Source organism: Streptomyces peucetius (genome assembly GCF_025854275.1).
Taxonomy (GTDB): domain Bacteria; phylum Actinomycetota; class Actinomycetes; order Streptomycetales; family Streptomycetaceae; genus Streptomyces; species Streptomyces peucetius_A.
On the sequence record NZ_CP107567.1, the window covers coordinates 1,302,464 to 1,319,310 of the forward strand.

Consider the following 16,847-nt stretch of genomic DNA (forward strand, 5'->3'; position numbering starts at 1 on the left):
GTACGGACTCCTTGCACGGAACTCGATGAAGCGGGGGAAGGCAGGGGCGGCGTCAGCTCAGGGAGCCGTACAGCCCGGGACGGCGGTCGCGCAGATACGGGTTGGTCTCGCGGGAGGCGCCGAGGAGCACGGGGTCGACGTCGCCGATCACGAGCTCCTCCCCGCGTCCGGCACGGGCGCGGGTCGTGCCGTCGGGGCCGGCGAGACAACTGAGGCCGGTGAACTCGAACACGCCCTCGTGCCCGGTCCGGTTCGCGTACGCGACGTAGAGCTGGCTCTCGAACGCCCGCGCCGGGACGAGGGATTCCGCCACGAAGGGGAAGGGGTGCATCAGCGCGGTGGGCACCAGCAGCAGGTCGGTGCCGGCCAGCGCGTGGGCCCGGACGTTCTCCGGGAACTCCACGTCGTAGCAGATCAGCATGCCGATGCGGATGCCGTCGAGCTCGGCCTGGACGACGGGCTCGTCGCCGGGGGTGAACCACTGCTGCTCGAAGCAGCCGAAGAGGTGCGTCTTGCGGTAGTTCGCGAGGCGGCCGCCGGACGCGTCGATCAGCTGGGCGGAGTTGTGGATCAGCTCGCCCGCGCGTTCGGGGTAGCCGTAGTGCACCGCGATGCCGTGGCGTACGGCGATCTCGGCGACGGCGTCCGCACCCGGCCCGTTCGCGGGCTCGGCCAGCACCGGCACGTCGTCCCCGATCGCGTATCCGGTCAGGAACAGCTCGGGGCAGACGAGCAGCCCCGCCCCGGCCCCGGCGGCCCTGCCCGCGGCCTCGTCCAGCACCTTCAGGTTCTCGGCGACCGAGCCCGGCCGGCCGGAACTCTGAAGCAGCGCGGTGCGCAGGGGCAGGGGCATGGGTGACCTCGGGCGGGGGGGTGTGAACGGGAGACGCCTATGACGGTACGGTCCGGCGATCGAGCGGGACAAGGCGCGAGTGTTGCGCACGGATGGGCGATCTGTTGCGTCGTCGACGGGGGCGCGGCGATTCGTTGCACGGGCTCACCCCCACCCCGCCCGAACCCGTTTCCGGGGGCTCCGCGCCCCCGCGCCTCTCCCCCTACGGCCCGGCGGCCGTGGGAGGTACCAGCGAGGCTGATCTCGCCGGTCCCTCCTCCGCCCCGAACCCCGCGCCTCAAACGCCGGCGGGGCTGAAAAGCAGCCCGACTCGGGGACACCTCCCTGCGCCCGGCGGCGTGGGAGGTCCCCCCACCCACGGCCGCCAGGCCGTAGGGGGAGAGCGGGGCCACCCCGCGAAGCACGGCACCGGAGCCTGGGGCGCAGCCCCCAACACCGCCCGCAAGGCAGCACAGGCCCGGCGAAGCACGACGCCCGGAAGACGGACCGATACCCGAGACCTGGGACGAAGCCGGCGTTCAAGAGCACATCAAGCCCGGCCGGCGATCGAAGCCACCCCGCGAAGCACGGCACCGGAGCCCGGGCATCAGCCCCCAACACCGCCCACAGGGCGGCACACGCCCGGCGAAGCCAGCGTTCGGGGCCCCGGGATCCGGGGCGGGGCCCCGCGTCCCCCGACCCGCGCCTGCGGGGGCGCGGGGCCGGGTCCGGGCGGAGTCCGGTTTCGGGAAGGGGCGGGGGAGGGGGGCTACGCCGGCGCGCCCGACGTGAAGCGTCGCAGCAGCGGCGAAAGCACCAGCACCGACTTCGTCCGCTCCACGAACGGCTCGCCCGCGATGCGCTCGAGCACCCGCTCGAAGTGCCGCATGTCCGACGCGAAGACCTGGACGATCGCGTCCGCCTCACCGGTCACGGTGGACGCGGACGCGATCTCCGGGTAGCGCTTCAGACCGCGCTCGATCGCCTCCGGCGATGTGTTGCGGCTGCAGTAGATCTCGATGAACCCCTCGGTCGCCCAGCCGAGCGCCTTGGGGTCGACCCGTACGGTGAAGCCCGTGATGGCGCCTTCCGCCCGCAGCCGGTCCACCCTCCGCTTCACCGCCGGGGCGGACAGCCCCACCATCGAGCCGATGTCGGCGTAGGAACGGCGGGCATCCTCCGCCAGGGCGTGGACGATGCGCTCGTCGAGGTCGTTCAGCAACTTTCACACCATGCTCGGTCCGGCCCGGGGAGCGACGGCTCCCCGGTCAGGACAGTATCCATCAGGGACACGGAGGGACGTTCTCCCCGTGTCACCGCAGGGCGGACCTGCGCATGCCGTAGGCGAAGTAGAGCGCGAGGCCCACCGCCATCCACACGCCGAACACGATCCAGGTGACGGTGTCGAGGCTGAACATCATCCACACGCAGAACCCGAAGCCGATCACCGGGAACAGCGGCGACAGCGGCACCCGGAAGGTCCGCTTCATCTCGGGCCGGGTCCGGCGCAGCACGACGACGGCCACGTTGACCAGGGCGAACGCGAACAGAGTGCCGATGCTGGTGGCGTCGGCCAGCTGGCCGAGGGGGACCGCTGCGGCGAGCACGCCGCAGAACAGCGAGACGATCACCGTGTTGGCGCGCGGCGCACCGCTCTTCTTGTGGACCCGGGAGAACACCTTGGGCACCAGCCCGTCGCGGGACATCGCGAACAGGATGCGCGTCTGCCCGTACAGCACGGTCAGCACGACACTGGCGATGGCGATGACGGCACCGGCGGCGAGGAGCACGGCCCAGAAGCTCTGGCCGGTGACGTCCTCCATGATTCCGGCCAGCGCGGCCTCCGACTCGCCGAAGCCCTTCCAGGGGCGGGCCCCGACGGCGACGGCCGCGACGAGGACGTAGAGCGTGGTGACGATCAGCAGGGAGAGCATGATGGCGCGCGGCAGGTCCCGCTGCGGGTTCTTCGCCTCCTCGCCGGCCGTGGAGGCGGCGTCGAAGCCGATGTACGAGAAGAACAGCGAGGCGCCGGCGGCGCTGACGCCCGCCATGCCGAGCGGCATGAAGTTCTCGTAGTTGCCGCTGCGGAAGCCCTGGACGCCGACGGCGCAGAAGAGCACCAGCGCGGCGATCTTCACCACGACCATGATGGTGTTGGCGCGGGCGCTCTCGCGGGCCCCGCCGAGCAGGAAGACCATGGCGAGCAGCACCACGATCAGCGCGGGCAGGTTGAAGAAGCCGCCGTCGCCGGGCGGGGCGGAGATCGCGTCGGGGATGGTGACGCCGATGGTGCCGGCGAGGAGTTCGTTGACGTACTCGCCCCAGCCCACGGCCACTGCGGCGACGGAGACCCCGTACTCGAGGATGAGACACCAGCCGCAGACCCAGGCGACGAGCTCGCCCATGGTGGCGTAGGCGTACGAGTAGGAGGAGCCGGCGACCGGGATGGTGCCGGCCAGCTCCGCGTACGAGAGGGCGGAGAACAGTGCGGTCAGGCCGGCGATCACGAACGAGACCGTGACGGCGGGGCCGGCCTCGGGGACCGCTTCGCCGAGGACGACGAAGATGCCGGTGCCGAGCGTCGCACCGATGCTGATCATGGTCAGCTGCCACATGGACAGCGAGCGGCGCAGCGCACCGCCTTCTCCCTGTCCGCCCTCCGCGACCAGGCGTTCGACCGGCTTGCGCCGCATCAGGCGGGCGCCGGCCCCTTGGGGCTTCGGCGACGGCTCGGTCGTGGGTGGCGCTGCGCCGTGGTCCAGCACGTCGGGGCTCCTTCATCGCTGAGGGTCGGCGGGGGCGGCCCCGCGGCGGCCCGCAGGCAGGCAGAAGAAGCCCGCGCATGGGTGAGGGAACCGCCGAGCAGACGGTCACCGCCACTCCTGGTACGGGGGTCGAGCCTACGAGTCCGCAGCTCACAGCCGTAATGCATCGTTGTTGCGCATCAGCGGACAATCGTTGCGCGCTGGCGGGAGCCACGGGGAAACATTGCGCTCCGGTGAACGAGAGCCTTCATCACCGCCTCGGGCGGGCGTGCTCCGGGCGCCGGGCGGGGCGGGACACGTCGGGGCTGTCCGGACACGTCAGGACACTCGTGCCACAGGGCCGGTTCGCGAGGTTGATACTTCGGCGACTTCTGGGTATGCGAGCCGTGATGAACGCACAGCCGCAGGTGGTGATCGAGGAATCGCCGCACAAGGAGAGCAGACACAGCGCGGGCGCCCGTACGGCCACTGCGGAGTTTCTGCTGCAGCACTGCCCCTGGGTCGACCCGGACGCGGTGCTGCTGGTCGTCTCGGAACTGGTCACCAACGCCGTGCGTCACACCGCCGCCGGCTGGTGGCGGCTGCGCCTGACGGCCGGACACGACACCCTGCTCGTCCAGCTGGACGACTCCAGTCCGCTGCCGCCGATCGCCCGGGAGCCGGACTTCACGGGCGGCGGCGGGTTCGGCTGGCACATGGTGCAGCGGCTCGCAGGCTGCGTCGAGGTCCGTCAGCTCCCTTACGGCAAGAGCATCCGGGCGACCTGGGTGCGCCCGGCCACGGCGCCGGCCGGCTACTGAGCGACCGGCCCCTGCGCAGAGGCCCCGCACGGACCCCCTGACTCGTACGGTCTCGCACGGCCTCACATCGCGGACAACGCCCGCACAGGTGACCGCCGGTACTGCGGCCCGACACAGAAGCGGCGTCCTGACGTACGCGGGACGCCGCTTCTGCCCGTGGGGGGCTTCGGTCTCGATGTGCTGCTGCTTCCGCTGCGCTCGCGTCGCGTGAGCGGTTCCGGTGGCCGGCGGAGCCGCCCGGGTCACTCCACCGCGAGCAGCCCTTCACGCAGCCGTCCGGTGATCCGCGACAGCAGCCGCGACACATGCATCTGGGACACGCCGAGCTCGTCGCCGATCTCCGACTGCGTCATCTCCTCGCCGAACCTCATCTGCAGGATCCGCCGGTCGCGGTCGTCGAGCTCCTCGATCAGCGGCTTGAGGGCCTGCACGTTCTCCGCGGTTTCCAGCTCGGCGTCCGGCTCGCCCAGCCGGTCGGACAGCGGCACCGCCGCGTGGTCGGACGCGTCGTCCATGGGCATGTCGATGGAACCGGCCGTGTAGCCGTTGCTCGCGACCACACCCTCGATGACCTCTTCCTCGTCCAGGCCGAGGTGCTCCGCGAGTTCCGCGGTGGTGGGTGTGTGGTCCAGCTTCTGGGAGAGCTCGTCCACGGCCTTGGCCAGGTCGATCCGCAGCTCCTGGAGCCTGCGCGGCACATGCACGGCCCAGCTCGTGTCGCGGAAGAACCGCTTGATCTCTCCGACGATGTACGGGACGGCGAACGTCGCGAACTCCACCTCGCGGCTCAGCTCGAACCGGTCGATCGCCTTGATCAGGCCGATCGTGCCGACCTGGACGATGTCCTCCATCTGTTCCGCGCGGTTGCGGAAACGGCCCGCCGCGTACTTCACCAGGGCCAGATTGAGCTCGATAAGGGTGTTGCGCACGTACTGGTACTCGTGGGTGCCCTCGTCGAGGGAGGCCAGCCGCACGAAGAAGACTTTGGAAATTTCACGTGCGTCCTTGGGTGCAACCTCCCCCGGGTTCTCCACGTCCGGGAGGTCCAGCGCCGCCATGTCGGGGCGCTGCACTCCAGGCTGCGTGAGTTCGGTCGGGACCGTGCTCGCCGTGGACACTTCGTCCTCCCCTGCTCCGATGTCAGTGCGAAGGGGCGCTTACCCCGGTTCCCGAGCCACATGCGCAGGAAGTGCAGTTGGCCGAAAACGACGAGGTCCGGCCCCCCGCATCTGTGGAGGGCCGGACGGGGTGACGAACTGTCAGTTCCAGCTGGCGTGCAGGGGCTTGCCCTCCGCGTAACCCGCGGCGCTCTGGATGCCGACGATCGCGTTCCGGGCGAACTCCTCGAGGGACCCCGCTCCGGCGTAGGTGCACGAGGAGCGGACGCCCGCGATGATCGAGTCGATCAGGTCCTCGACGCCGGGCCTGGTCTGGTCGAGGAACATCCGCGAGTGCGAGATGCCCTCCTCGAAGAGGCCCTTGCGCGCACGGTCGTACGCGGACTCCTCGCTGGTCCGGTTGCGCACCGCGCGCTTGGACGCCATGCCGAAGGACTCCTTGTACAGCCGGCCGTCGGGGGCCTGCTGGAGGTCACCGGGGGACTCGTACGTCCCGGCGAACCACGATCCGATCATGACGTTCGACGCGCCGGCGGCCAGCGCCATCGCCACGTCACGCGGGTGACGTACGCCGCCGTCCGCCCAGACGTGCTTGCCGAACTTCTTCGCCTCCGCGGCGCATTCCAGGACGGCCGAGAACTGCGGCCGGCCGACGCCGGTCATCATGCGCGTGGTGCACATGGCGCCGGGGCCCACACCGACCTTGACGATGTCCGCGCCGGCCTCGATCAGATCGCGTACGCCCTCGGCGGCGACGACGTTCCCCGCGACGATCGGCACCTGCGGGTCGAGCGCGCGCACGGCCTTGACCGCGCTGATCATCGACTCCTGGTGGCCGTGTGCCGTGTCGACGACGAGCGTGTCGACGCCCGCGTCGAGCAGCTGCTTCGCCTTGCCGGCCACGTCGCCGTTGATGCCGACGGCGGCGGCGATGCGCAGCCTGCCCTTGTCGTCGACGGCGGGCGTGTAGAGGGTCGCGCGGAGGGCGCCCTTGCGGGTGAGCACTCCGGCCAGCTTGCCCTCGCCGTCGACGGCGGGAGCGTAGCGCCGGTTGGCGCCGTCGAGGGTGTTGAACGCCTCGCGCGGGTCGATGTCCGCGTCGAGCAGCAGCAGGTCCTTCGACATGACCTCGGACAGCTGCGTGAAGCGGTCGACCCCGGCCAGGTCGTGGTCGGTGACGATGCCGACGGGGCGGCGGTCCTCGTCCACGACGACGCCGGCGCCGTGCGCCCGCTTGGGCAGCAGGGACAGCGCGTCGGCGACGGTCTGGTGGGGGGCCAGGACGATCGGGGTGTCGAGCACGTGGTGGCGGGTCTTCACCCAGGAGATGACGTCGGTGACGACGTCGATCGGAATGTCCTGGGGGATGACGACGAGGCCGCCGCGCCTGGCGACGGTCTCGGCCATCCGGCGGCCGGCGATGGCCGTCATGTTGGCGACGACCAGCGGCACGGTCGTGCCGGTGCCGTCCGGGGAGGAGAGGTCCACGCCCTGCCGCGAGCCGACGGCCGAGCGGCTCGGCACCATGAACACATCGTCGTACGTGAGGTCGTACGGCGGCTTGATGTCGTTGAGGAAACGCACGTGCTTAACATCCCAGTCGATCGGAGTCGGCCCCCCGACGATGCGGCCGGAGGAAAACGCACGTACTTCATTCTCCCATGCCGACGCCCCGGACCGGGCCGGGACAATCGTCCAGGTCAGCAGGGGTGCCTTGGTCGGATCGCACAAAGCGTCCCGCCGCGCGGGCGGACCGCCGCTACCGGCCGGAGGCGATGCCCTGGTCGTCCGGGTCGGCCCGCTCCAGCGCCGGGCGCGGGTTCGGGGCCGCGCTGAGCAGCAGGTCGGCGGCGGCCGTGTCCGTCACCAGGCTGGTGACCAGGCCGGAGCGGAGCACGGCGGCGATGGCCTCCGCCTTGCGCGGCCCGCCCGCGATGGCGACGACCTCGGGGATACGGCGCAGCCGGTCGGCCTCGACGGTGATGCAGCGTTCGCCGAGGTCGCGGCCGACGCGCCGCCCGTGGGTGTCGAAGAGGTGGGCGGACATCTCCGCGGCCACGCCGAGCGAGGCGTAGTGGGCGCGCTCCTCGTCCGAGAGCATGTCGTGGACGGTGGAGATGCCGGGCTCCCAGGAGCCGATCGAGACGCAGGCGACGGTGACCTTGTCGAAGTACTCGAAGGCCCGGGCGATGCCCGTCTGGTGGCGCAGCGCCGCCGCCGTCGCGGGGTCGGGCAGCAGCATCGGGGCGTAGATGGGGTGGGCCTCGCCGCCCGACACCTGGGCCGCTCTTCGTACCGCCTCGACCGAGCCGCGCTCGGCGGTGCCCGCGTCGTACACGCCGGTGAGCTGGACGACCGTGCACGGGGGCAGCCGGTCCAGGGCGGCGGCCATGTGGATGGTGGAGCGGCCCCAGGCCAGGCCGAGCACGTCGCCCTCGTCCACGAGCTCGCCGAGCAGGTCGGCGGCGACCTCGCCCAGGTTCTCCGGGTCGGGCGACTCGTCCGCGCCCTCGGCCGGGGACTCGACGACGACCGCGTGCCGCAGACCGTAGTGGGCGCGCAGCGCGTCGGAACGCTCGGCGTCCAGTTCCGCGGGGACGCGGATCTCGATCCGGACGAGATCGCGCTCGAGCGCGGTCTCCAGGACCCTGGCCACCTTGAACCGGCTGACGCCGAACTCCTCGGCGATCTGGATCTTGGACTTGCCCTCGAGGTAGAAGCGGCGGGCCATGGCCGCCGCCTGCACAAGCTCGGCGGGTCCCATCCGCAGGGCAGACCGTCCCGCCGACCTAGCAGACACCGCGATCTCCTCACTGCTGTTCGTGCCGTACACACGCAACCCTGTACACACTCCGGATCTGCCATCCTGTCAGATCCGGCCCTTCTTGATCAGCCCTGCTGGGCCAACATCGGTTGAACAAGCGCCGCCGGCCTCAATGGGCGCACGCCCAGGGCGCGGAGGCGGTCACCGCGGCCGCCTGGTCACGCAGCTTCCGCACCGCACCCGCGGGGTCGTCCGCGCCGTAGACCGCGGAACCGGCCACGAACACGTCGGCGCCGGCCTCGGCGCACCGCTCGATGGTCGATGCCGACACCCCGCCGTCGACCTGCAGCCACAGCTGGAGGCCGTGCTTGGAGATCAGCTCCCGGGTGCGCCGGATCTTCGGCAGCATGATGTCGAGGAACGCCTGGCCGCCGAAGCCCGGCTCCACGGTCATGATCAGGAGCATGTCGAGCTCGGGAAGCAGGTCCTCGTACGGCTCGATCGGGGTGGCCGGCTTGAGCGCCATCGAGGCGCGCGCGCCCTTGGCCCGGATCTCGCGCGCCAGCCGCACGGGAGCGGCGGCGGCCTCGACGTGGAAGGTGACGGACCCTGCCCCGGCCTCGACGTACCGAGGAGCCCAGCGGTCGGGGTCCTCGATCATCAGATGGCAGTCCAGCGGGGTGTCCGTCGCCTTGGCGAGTGATTCCACGACGGGCACACCCAGAGTGAGGTTGGGCACGAAGTGGTTGTCCATCACGTCGACGTGGAGCCAGTCGGCCCCGTCGACGGCCTGGGCCTCTTCCGCCAGGCGGGAGAAGTCCGCGGAGAGAATGCTGGGATTGATCTGAACGGCCATGCGCCAAGACTGCCATGCCTTCGGCCGCTTACCGGCTCCGGGACAGCACTCGGTCCGGACCAAGAGGGCACCGGACCACGTCGTCCTACCGCATTCCGGACGATTCCACCCGCGTCCGTCGCGGCCTCCCGGCCCTTCGACGCGGCCGAGGCGGTCGCGCACGACACGACCGCCTCCTTTCCCCTTCCGCGAGGCCGGCGCCCTTCGCGCCTTTCGAAGCCGTGGAGCGCCCGGCGGTCTCGGCCGGCTGAGGCCGCGCCCGGCGGTCGCGGCCTCAGCCGGTGCGGCGCAGCAGGGCCAGGTACATGGCGTCCGTGCCGTGCAGGTGCGGCCACAGCTGTACGTCGGGGCCGTCGCCGAGCGCCGGTACGCCCGGCATCAGCGGGCGGGCGTCCAGCAGTTCCGCGTCGGCCGCCGGGCCACCGCGGCCCCGCAGCACGTCGTCCACGACGACGCGGGTCTCCGCGAGGTGCGGGGAGCAGGTCGCGTAGCCGACCACGCCGCCGACCCGTACGGCGTTCAACGCCTCGCGCAGCAGGCCGCGCTGGAGCGGGGCGAAGCCCTCCAGGTCCTCCGGGCGCCGCCGCCAGCGGGCCTCCGGGCGGCGGCGGAGCGCCCCCAGGCCCGAGCACGGCACGTCGACGAGCACCCGGTCGAAGACCCTCTCGCGCCACGGCGGGCGCGTGCCGTCGGCCGCGATCACCTGGTACGGGCCCGGATTGCCCGCCAGCGCCCGCTCGACCAGCCTGGCACGGTGCGGCTGCTTCTCCGAGGCCAGCAGCGAGGCGCCGCGGCCCGCGGCCAGGGCGCCGAGCAGCGCCGCCTTGCCGCCGGGACCGGCGCATCCGTCGAGCCAGCGCTCGTCGCGGCCTTCCAGCGGCGCGTTCGCCAGCGCGATCGCCACGAGCTGACTGCCCTCGTCCTGGACGCCTGCCCGTCCCTCCCGCACGGCCTCGATGGCGCCCGGCTCGCCGCCCTCGGCGAGCCGGACGGCGTACGGGGACCAGCGGCCGGGCAGGCCGGAGTCCTCGCCGAGGACGTCGAGCAGCTCGTCGGGGGTCGAGCGCCCCGGCCGGGCGACCAGGGTGACCTCCGGCCTCTCGTTGTCGGCCTCCAGCAGGTCCTCGATGCCCGCCCGGCCGCCGCCGAGCGAGTCCCACAGCGCCGAGACGACCCACCTGGGGTGCGAGTGGACGACCGCGAGATGGTCCTCGGCGTCCTCTTCGTACGGCGGCGCGACCCGCTCCAGCCAGGCGTCCAGGTCGTGCTGCGAGATCCTGCGGAGCACGGCGTTCACGAACTTCGCACGCCCGTCGCCGAGCACCACCCGCGCCAGCTCCACGCTCGCGGAGACCGCGGCGTGGGTCGGGATGCGCGTGCCCAGCAGCTGGTGCGCGCCGAGCGCGAGTACGTCCAGCACCGGCGGGTCGACCTCGCGCAGCGGCCGGTCGATGCAGGCCGCGATGATCGCGTCGTAGGTGCCCTGGCGGCGCAGCGTCCCGTACACCAGCTCGGTGGCCAGCGCCGCGTCCCGGCCGTCGAAGTCCTTCTTCTCCCGCGCCTTCTTCAGCAGTGGCGGCAGGACGAGGTTGGCGTACGCGTCCCTCTCGTCGACGGCCCGCAGCGCCTCGAAGGCCAGGATCCGCACAGGGTCCTTCTTCGGGCGGCGGTGCGGCTTGGGGGGACGCTGACGGGACTGCTCGCTCAAAAGGTGCTCCGCGTTCGAAGGTCTGATCCCTCTCAGCCTACGACCGGTGCGCCGACGCTCTCACCATGGGCGATCCGCACACCGCGCGCCCAGTCGGCCGCACGCATCGGCTTCTTGCCCTGCGGCTGGACCCACACGAGCTCGACGGCGTGCGACCCGGTGCCGACGTGGACATGGTTCTTGCCCGCGTCGAGCTCGCCGGGCCCGAGGTCCGTGCGGTCCGGCAGCAGACCGACCTGGACGAGCTTGAGCCGCTCACCGCGGAAGACCGTCCAGGCACCCGGCGCCGGCGTGCAGCCCCGGACGACCCGGTCGACGCGGAGCGCGGGGGCGGCCCAGTCGACGTGGGCGTCCTCGACGGTGATCTTCGGCGCGAGCGTGACGCCGTCGGCCGGCTGCGGTACGGCGTGCAGCGTGCCGTCCTCGATTCCGTCCATGGTCGCCGCGAGCAGCCCGGCCCCGGCGAAGGCCAGCCGGGTCAGCAGGTCTCCGCTGGTGTCCGTCGGGCGGACGGGCTCGGTGATCACCCCGTAGACGGGCCCGGAGTCGAGCCCCTCCTCGATCTGGAACGTCGACGCGCCCGTCATCTCGTCGCCCGCCAGGATCGAGTGCTGCACGGGGGCGGCGCCGCGCCACGCCGGCAGCAGCGAGAAGTGGAGGTTCACCCAGCCACGGGCCGGTACGTCGAGGGCCACCTTGGGCAGCAGGGCGCCGTAGGCGACGACCGGGCAGCAGTCGGGGGCGATCTCGCGCAGCCGCGCCAGGAACTCCTCGTCCCGCGGCCTCACCGGCTTCAGCACCTCGATCCCGGCGTCGGCCGCGCGCTGGGCGACGGGGCTGGCGACCAGCCGCCGGCCGCGGCCCGCGGGTGCGTCGGGCCGGGTGACGACCGCGGCCACCTCGTGCCGGTCGGAGGCGATCAGGGCGTCCAGGGCGGGGACGGCGACCTCGGGTGTACCTGCGAAGACGAGCTTCATCTGTGGCTGACTGCCTCTCAGGCGGGTGTGTGCGGTGACGAGCAGCACACCAGTCTATGAGCCGTGACCGCAGGGGGCGTACGGGAGACCGTGCGCCCCGCGCATATGCGCATACGCTCCGAAGCGTGACCAGACCGGGCGCCGACGCGTTGGTCAAGAGAGATTGACCCTTTTAATCGCCGGTTCGAGAGGCTTGTCAATGGCCGACCACGCAACCCACGACGCCCAAGCCAGGGCCAGCCTGCACCTGTTGGTGCGGGACATCGAGCGGGTCCGCCGGCAGGTGGACGCGTTGCGCACGCTCACCGCCCAGCTGGGGAACGTCTACCGCCCGCGCCGCTCCGGCCCGTCCACGGGCTTCGTCGTCTACGGCAGGGCCCCCGCCCCGACCGTCCGCCTCGCCCAGGAGCTACGGGACAGCGTCGAAACCCTCGTGACCGCGGCCGTGGACTTCGACCGCTCTCTCGGCTTCTCCTGGGACGCCGTCGGCTCGGCGCTCGGGGTCACCAAGCAGGCGGTGCACCGCCGCTACGGCTCGCGGCGGCAGGCCGCGGCGGCGGCTGCCGCCGCGCCGGCGGAGGGGGAGGCGCCCGCGGCGACCCGGACGCTCCCGCCGCCCGGGCTGACCGCGGTCCCCGCGGCGCGCTCCATGCCACCCCAGCCGGCGGACACCCGCCCGAACGCCTTCCCGGGCCCCCGCAACGGCTGACCCCTCTCCACCTCCGACGGGGCCCCACCTCCCCACGAGCGTGTCCGGGCCCATGTCCGCGCCCTGCTCGGCGGGTATTACCGGGCCGGGCCGGGCCCGTGCGGCTCCGCCGGTGGGTGGTGCCGGGGGCCTCCGGAGCGCGGCACCCGGACTGCTTTCCCGTACCTGCCCCGCCCCAACTCACGACGCCTTACGTCCGGGCACCCCACTCCTCCGACCCCACCCCCCTCCCGCCCCGGCGCCTGTTCCGGCCAGGGGCCGCCGCCCGCGCAGGAGCCCATTCCGGCCGGGGACGGGCTCTCCCGCACGGGGGGCGCCTCCCCTTCCCGGGTCGGGAGGAGGGGGCGGAGCCCCTTCCGGCCGGGCCCGCGCGCGTGCGCGGGGCGACTCCCCGTCCCGGGCCGGGAGGTGAGGGCGGAGCCCCGCCGGGGCAGGTCCCCGTGCACGGGGACCTGCCCCGGGGTCCAGGGGTCTGGGGCGGAGCCCCGGTTTCGGGAAGGGGCGGGGTGGGGCTTCTCCCTGCCCCGCACCGGCGCACCGGTGGGGGCGACGGCGTCGGCCCGGGGGCAGGGGGACGCGCAGGGGGCGTGTTCGGGACGTAAAGCGTCGTGAGACAGGGCGAGGCAGGTACGGGAAAGCAGTCCTGGACATGCCCCCGGAGCGGCACCCGGACGCCACGCAACACGGACCGGGCCCCGCCCGAGAAGCACACGGAGCCGGTCACGCCCGGCGGTGTCAGCCGATGTCCGGGGGGTCTATGCGGAGGCGGACCTGGTCCGGGCCGCCGCGGGCCAGGCGGGACGCCTGGGCCGACTTGAGCGCGGCCGCCAGCGCCGCGCCCTTCCCCGGCGGCACCCGGACCAGCGCCCGCTCCCACTGCTCCCCCACGGGCGGCTCCCCCGGCCTCCGCGCCCGCCCCGGCCCGGGCACCGGCAGGGCCACCGGTCCCAGTACCTCCGCCTCCTCCGGGAGCTCCGCGCCCGCGAGGAAGGCGGTCACGGTCGACGCGCGCCCCGTCACTTCCGCCATCCGCGAGACCGGCGGGAAGCCGAGCTCCGCCCGCTCCGCGAGCTCCCGCAGCGCGTGCCCCACCGGGTCCCAGCGCACCAGTGCCTGCACGGGACGCAGCGTCGGTTCGGCGACGACGACCACGACGCCTCCTTCGGTCTGCGGCCGCACCAGCGCTCCCGCCGCGATCCAGCGGCGCAGCGCCTCCTCGCCGGCCCGCAGGTCGGGCCGGCCGAGCATGGCCCAGCCGTCGAGGAGCAATGCCGCCGCGTATCCGCCGTCGGCGACGGGCTCGGCGCCGGGCGTGGAGACGACGAGCGCGGGCCGTGAGGGCACCGAGTCGAGGATGTGGTCCCGCCCGGAGGTCCGTACCGGCACGGCCGGGAACGCGCGTCCGAGTTCCTCGGCCGTGCGCCGGGCGCCCACGATCTGCGCCCGCAGCCGTACGGACCCGCACGCGGCGCAGTGCCACGCGGGTTCGCCGCGTCCGCACCAGGCGCACCGGAGGTCGTGTTCGTCGGGTGCTTCGAGGGGGCCGGCGCACTGGCGGCAGCGGGCAGGCGTGCGACAGCGCTCGCAGGCGAGCCTGGGGGCGTAGCCGCGCCGCGGCACCTGTACGAGCACAGGGCCGTGTGCGAGGCCGTCGCGCGCGGCCTGCCAGGCGATGCTGGGCAGCCGTGCGGCGCGGGCGGCCTCGTCACGGGCCAGGTCGTGGTCGCCGACGGTCCGCACCAGGGGCGCGAGGTCGCGGACCTGCGGCCGGTCGGCGACGAGCGGCGCCGCCCAGCCGCTCTGCACGAGCTGGGCGGCCTCGACGGTGCAGCTCGTGCTGCCCAGCAGGAAGGCGCATCTGTCGTGGGCGGCCCGCAGCTCGAGGACCTCGCGGACGTGCGGGAAGGGTGCGTTGTCGTCGCTGTGGCTGGCGTCCCCGTCGTCCCAGACGACGACGAGCCCCGGATCCCGCACGGGCGCGAACATCGCGGCCCTGGTGCCGACCACCGCGCGGACGGAGCCCCGGCGCACGGCGAGCCACTGGCGGTACCGCTTCTGGGGCCCTGACTCCGCGGTCAGCAGGGCGTGGTGGCCTGCGCCGAGCAGCGCGGTGAGCGCGGCGTCGACCCGGGCGGCGCGCCGGCCGTCGGGGACGACGACGACCGCGCCCCGCCCGGAGGCGAGGGTCGCGGCGACGGCGCGGGCGAGTTCGTCGGGCCAGTGGGGCCCGGGCAGCGCGGTCCACACGGCACGCGGTGCTCCGCCGGCGGCGAGCGATTCGATGAAGGCGGGGCCGCGTCCGTACCGCTCCCAGGTGCCGGGGGCGGGCGGGGGCGGCGGCGGCAGGGGCTCGGGCGAGGGTTCGGCCTCGGCCCGGCCGTTCCTGGGCGGTACGGCGAGCTGGAGGACGTCGGCGAGGCTGCCCGCGTACCGGTCGGCGACAGCGCGGGCGAGGCCGAGGATCTCCGGGCTGAGCACCGGCTCGGGCGAGACGACGTAGGCGAGCGCGGCGAGCGCGCCCGGGTAGTCGGATTCGGCGCGGCGCTCGATGAGGAAGCCGTCCACCAGTCCGCCGCCCTCGCGGCGTCCGTCGCGGACCCGGTGCGCTCCGGCGCCGAAGCGCACCCGCACCCGCACTCCGGGGCGGGCGTCGGCGTCGAGCTCCTCGGGGACGGCGTAGTCGAAGAACTGGTCGAGGTGGAGCACGCCCTTGTTGACCATGACGCGCGCGACGGGCAGTTCCTTGGCGAGCGCGGCCCCCCGCCAGGTGCGCGGCTTGGCCTTGGGCACCTTCGCCTTGCGGACGCTCTCGCGGATGAGCGCAAGCTGCTCCGGCCCGTCACCTGCGGGCTCCGAGGGCTGCTTGTCTTCGCTGCTCACAGAAAGATCCTGCCAGAGGCCACTGACAGCGCCGCCCCCGGACGCCGGTCCTGCCGGGCACACGCCGGGGCCCCGGACCGTTCCCGGTCCGGGGCCCTGAGCGATGCTTGGGTGCGTGCGGCCTAGAGGCCCGCCGCCGCGCGCAGCGCGTCGACGCGGTCGGTGCGCTCCCAGGTGAAGTCGGGCAGCTCGCGGCCGAAGTGGCCGTACGCCGCGGTCTGGGCGTAGATCGGGCGCAGCAGGTCGAGGTCGCGGATGATCGCGGCCGGGCGCAGGTCGAAGACCTGGGCGATGGCCTGCTCGATCTTGTCGACGTCGACGGTCGCGGTGCCGAAGGTCTCGACGAACAGACCCACCGGCTCGGCCTTGCCGATCGCGTACGCGACCTGGACCTCGCAGCGCGCGGCGAGGCCGGCGGCCACCACGTTCTTCGCGACCCAGCGCATGGCGTACGCGGCCGAGCGGTCGACCTTGGACGGGTCCTTGCCGGAGAACGCGCCGCCGCCGTGGCGGGCCATGCCGCCGTACGTGTCGATGATGATCTTCCGGCCGGTCAGTCCGGCGTCACCCATCGGGCCGCCGATCTCGAAACGTCCGGTCGGGTTCACCAGGAGGCGGTAGCCGTCGGTGTCCAGCTTGATGCCGTCCTCGACCAGCTGCTTCAGCACGTGCTCGACGACGAACTCGCGGATGTCGGGCGCGAGCAGCGAGTCGAGGTCGATGTCGGAGGCGTGCTGCGAGGAGACGACCACGGTGTCGAGGCGGACGGCCTTGTCGCCGTCGTACTCGATGGTGACCTGCGTCTTGCCGTCCGGGCGCAGGTAGGGGATGGTCCCGTTCTTGCGGACCTCGGACAGGCGGCGCGAGAGCCGGTGCGCGAGGTTGATCGGCAGCGGCATCAGCTCGGGCGTCTCGTCGCACGCGTACCCGAACATCAGGCCCTGGTCGCCGGCGCCCTGCTTGTCGAGCTCGTCCTCGTCGCCCTCGACGCGCTTCTCGTAGGCCGTGTCGACGCCCTGCGCGATGTCCGGCGACTGGGCGCCGATGGAGACGGAGACACCGCAGGAGGCGCCGTCGAAGCCCTTCTTGGAGGAGTCGTAGCCGATCTCGAGGATCTTGTTCCGCACGAGGGTGGGGATGTCGGCGTACGCCTTGGTGGTCACTTCACCGGCGACGTGCACGAGGCCGGTGGTGATCAAGGTCTCCACGGCTACCCGGGACGTCGGGTCCTCCCGGAGGAGGGCGTCGAGAATGGTGTCGCTGATCTGATCGGCGATCTTGTCGGGGTGACCCTCGGTCACGGACTCCGAGGTGAAGAGACGGCGGGACACATCGCTCCCTGGGGTTGCAGCGGCTGCTGGCTGATCATTGGCGGACCGGCAGGGGGCTGCGCCCCGCGACGTTCCGCGACCAGTTTATCGGTCCGACTCCGGCACCG

The 16,847-nt window shown here is 72.9% G+C and carries 13 protein-coding genes; 2 read left to right on the top strand and 11 right to left on the bottom strand.

What is annotated here, in order from left to right:
• Window positions 1-52 precede the first annotated feature (52 nt).
• From OGH68_RS05960 to OGH68_RS05970, 3 genes are all read right to left on the bottom strand, one after another.
• Window positions 53-853, bottom strand: a complete 801-nt coding sequence (locus OGH68_RS05960) for a carbon-nitrogen hydrolase family protein (protein WP_264242261.1) — start codon at window positions 851-853, stop codon at window positions 53-55.
• A 748-nt stretch (window positions 854-1,601) separates the two neighbouring features.
• A complete protein-coding gene (locus OGH68_RS05965; protein ID WP_264242262.1) occupies window positions 1,602-2,054 on the bottom strand; it encodes an Lrp/AsnC family transcriptional regulator in 453 nt (150 codons plus the stop codon).
• Between the two features lie 91 nt (window positions 2,055-2,145).
• Window positions 2,146-3,597, bottom strand: a complete 1,452-nt coding sequence (locus OGH68_RS05970) for an amino acid permease (protein WP_264242263.1) — start codon at window positions 3,595-3,597, stop codon at window positions 2,146-2,148.
• A gap of 389 nt (window positions 3,598-3,986) precedes the next feature.
• Between OGH68_RS05970 and OGH68_RS05975 the strand changes: the two genes are divergently transcribed.
• Window positions 3,987-4,397, top strand: a complete 411-nt coding sequence (locus OGH68_RS05975; protein WP_264242264.1) for an ATP-binding protein — start codon at window positions 3,987-3,989, stop codon at window positions 4,395-4,397.
• 242 nt (window positions 4,398-4,639) lie between these two features.
• Here OGH68_RS05975 and OGH68_RS05980 read toward each other — a convergent pair whose 3' ends face one another.
• The 6 genes from OGH68_RS05980 to fmt form a co-directional block, all read right to left on the bottom strand.
• Window positions 4,640-5,515: an RNA polymerase sigma factor SigF gene (locus tag OGH68_RS05980; protein WP_413470940.1), complete on the bottom strand. Its 876-nt coding sequence runs from the start codon at window positions 5,513-5,515 to the stop codon at window positions 4,640-4,642.
• Window positions 5,516-5,656: 141 nt separating this feature from the next.
• On the bottom strand, window positions 5,657-7,099 hold the full coding sequence (locus OGH68_RS05985) for a GuaB1 family IMP dehydrogenase-related protein (RefSeq protein ID WP_264242265.1): 1,443 nt from the start codon (window positions 7,097-7,099) through the stop codon (window positions 5,657-5,659).
• A gap of 175 nt (window positions 7,100-7,274) precedes the next feature.
• On the bottom strand, window positions 7,275-8,279 hold the full coding sequence (locus OGH68_RS05990) for a sugar-binding transcriptional regulator (RefSeq protein ID WP_264249928.1): 1,005 nt from the start codon (window positions 8,277-8,279) through the stop codon (window positions 7,275-7,277).
• Between the two features lie 169 nt (window positions 8,280-8,448).
• Window positions 8,449-9,135: a ribulose-phosphate 3-epimerase gene (gene rpe, locus OGH68_RS05995; protein WP_264242266.1), complete on the bottom strand. Its 687-nt coding sequence runs from the start codon at window positions 9,133-9,135 to the stop codon at window positions 8,449-8,451.
• A gap of 274 nt (window positions 9,136-9,409) precedes the next feature.
• A complete protein-coding gene (locus tag OGH68_RS06000; RefSeq protein ID WP_264242267.1) occupies window positions 9,410-10,843 on the bottom strand; it encodes an RsmB/NOP family class I SAM-dependent RNA methyltransferase in 1,434 nt (477 codons plus the stop codon).
• 32 nt (window positions 10,844-10,875) lie between these two features.
• Window positions 10,876-11,820: a methionyl-tRNA formyltransferase gene (gene fmt / locus OGH68_RS06005; protein WP_264242268.1), complete on the bottom strand. Its 945-nt coding sequence runs from the start codon at window positions 11,818-11,820 to the stop codon at window positions 10,876-10,878.
• A gap of 199 nt (window positions 11,821-12,019) precedes the next feature.
• On the opposite strand from fmt, the gene OGH68_RS06010 reads away from it, so the two are divergent.
• Complete coding sequence (locus tag OGH68_RS06010; protein ID WP_264242270.1) at window positions 12,020-12,529, top strand: hypothetical protein; 510 nt, start codon at window positions 12,020-12,022, stop codon at window positions 12,527-12,529.
• A gap of 735 nt (window positions 12,530-13,264) precedes the next feature.
• On the opposite strand, the gene OGH68_RS06015 is transcribed toward OGH68_RS06010, so the two are convergent.
• Window positions 13,265-15,409, bottom strand: coding sequence for a primosomal protein N' (locus tag OGH68_RS06015; protein ID WP_264242271.1), 2,145 nt, complete (start codon window positions 15,407-15,409; stop codon window positions 13,265-13,267).
• Between the two features lie 122 nt (window positions 15,410-15,531).
• On the bottom strand, window positions 15,532-16,740 hold the full coding sequence (metK, locus tag OGH68_RS06020) for a methionine adenosyltransferase (RefSeq protein WP_264242272.1): 1,209 nt from the start codon (window positions 16,738-16,740) through the stop codon (window positions 15,532-15,534).
• Between the last annotated feature and the right edge of the window lie 107 nt (window positions 16,741-16,847).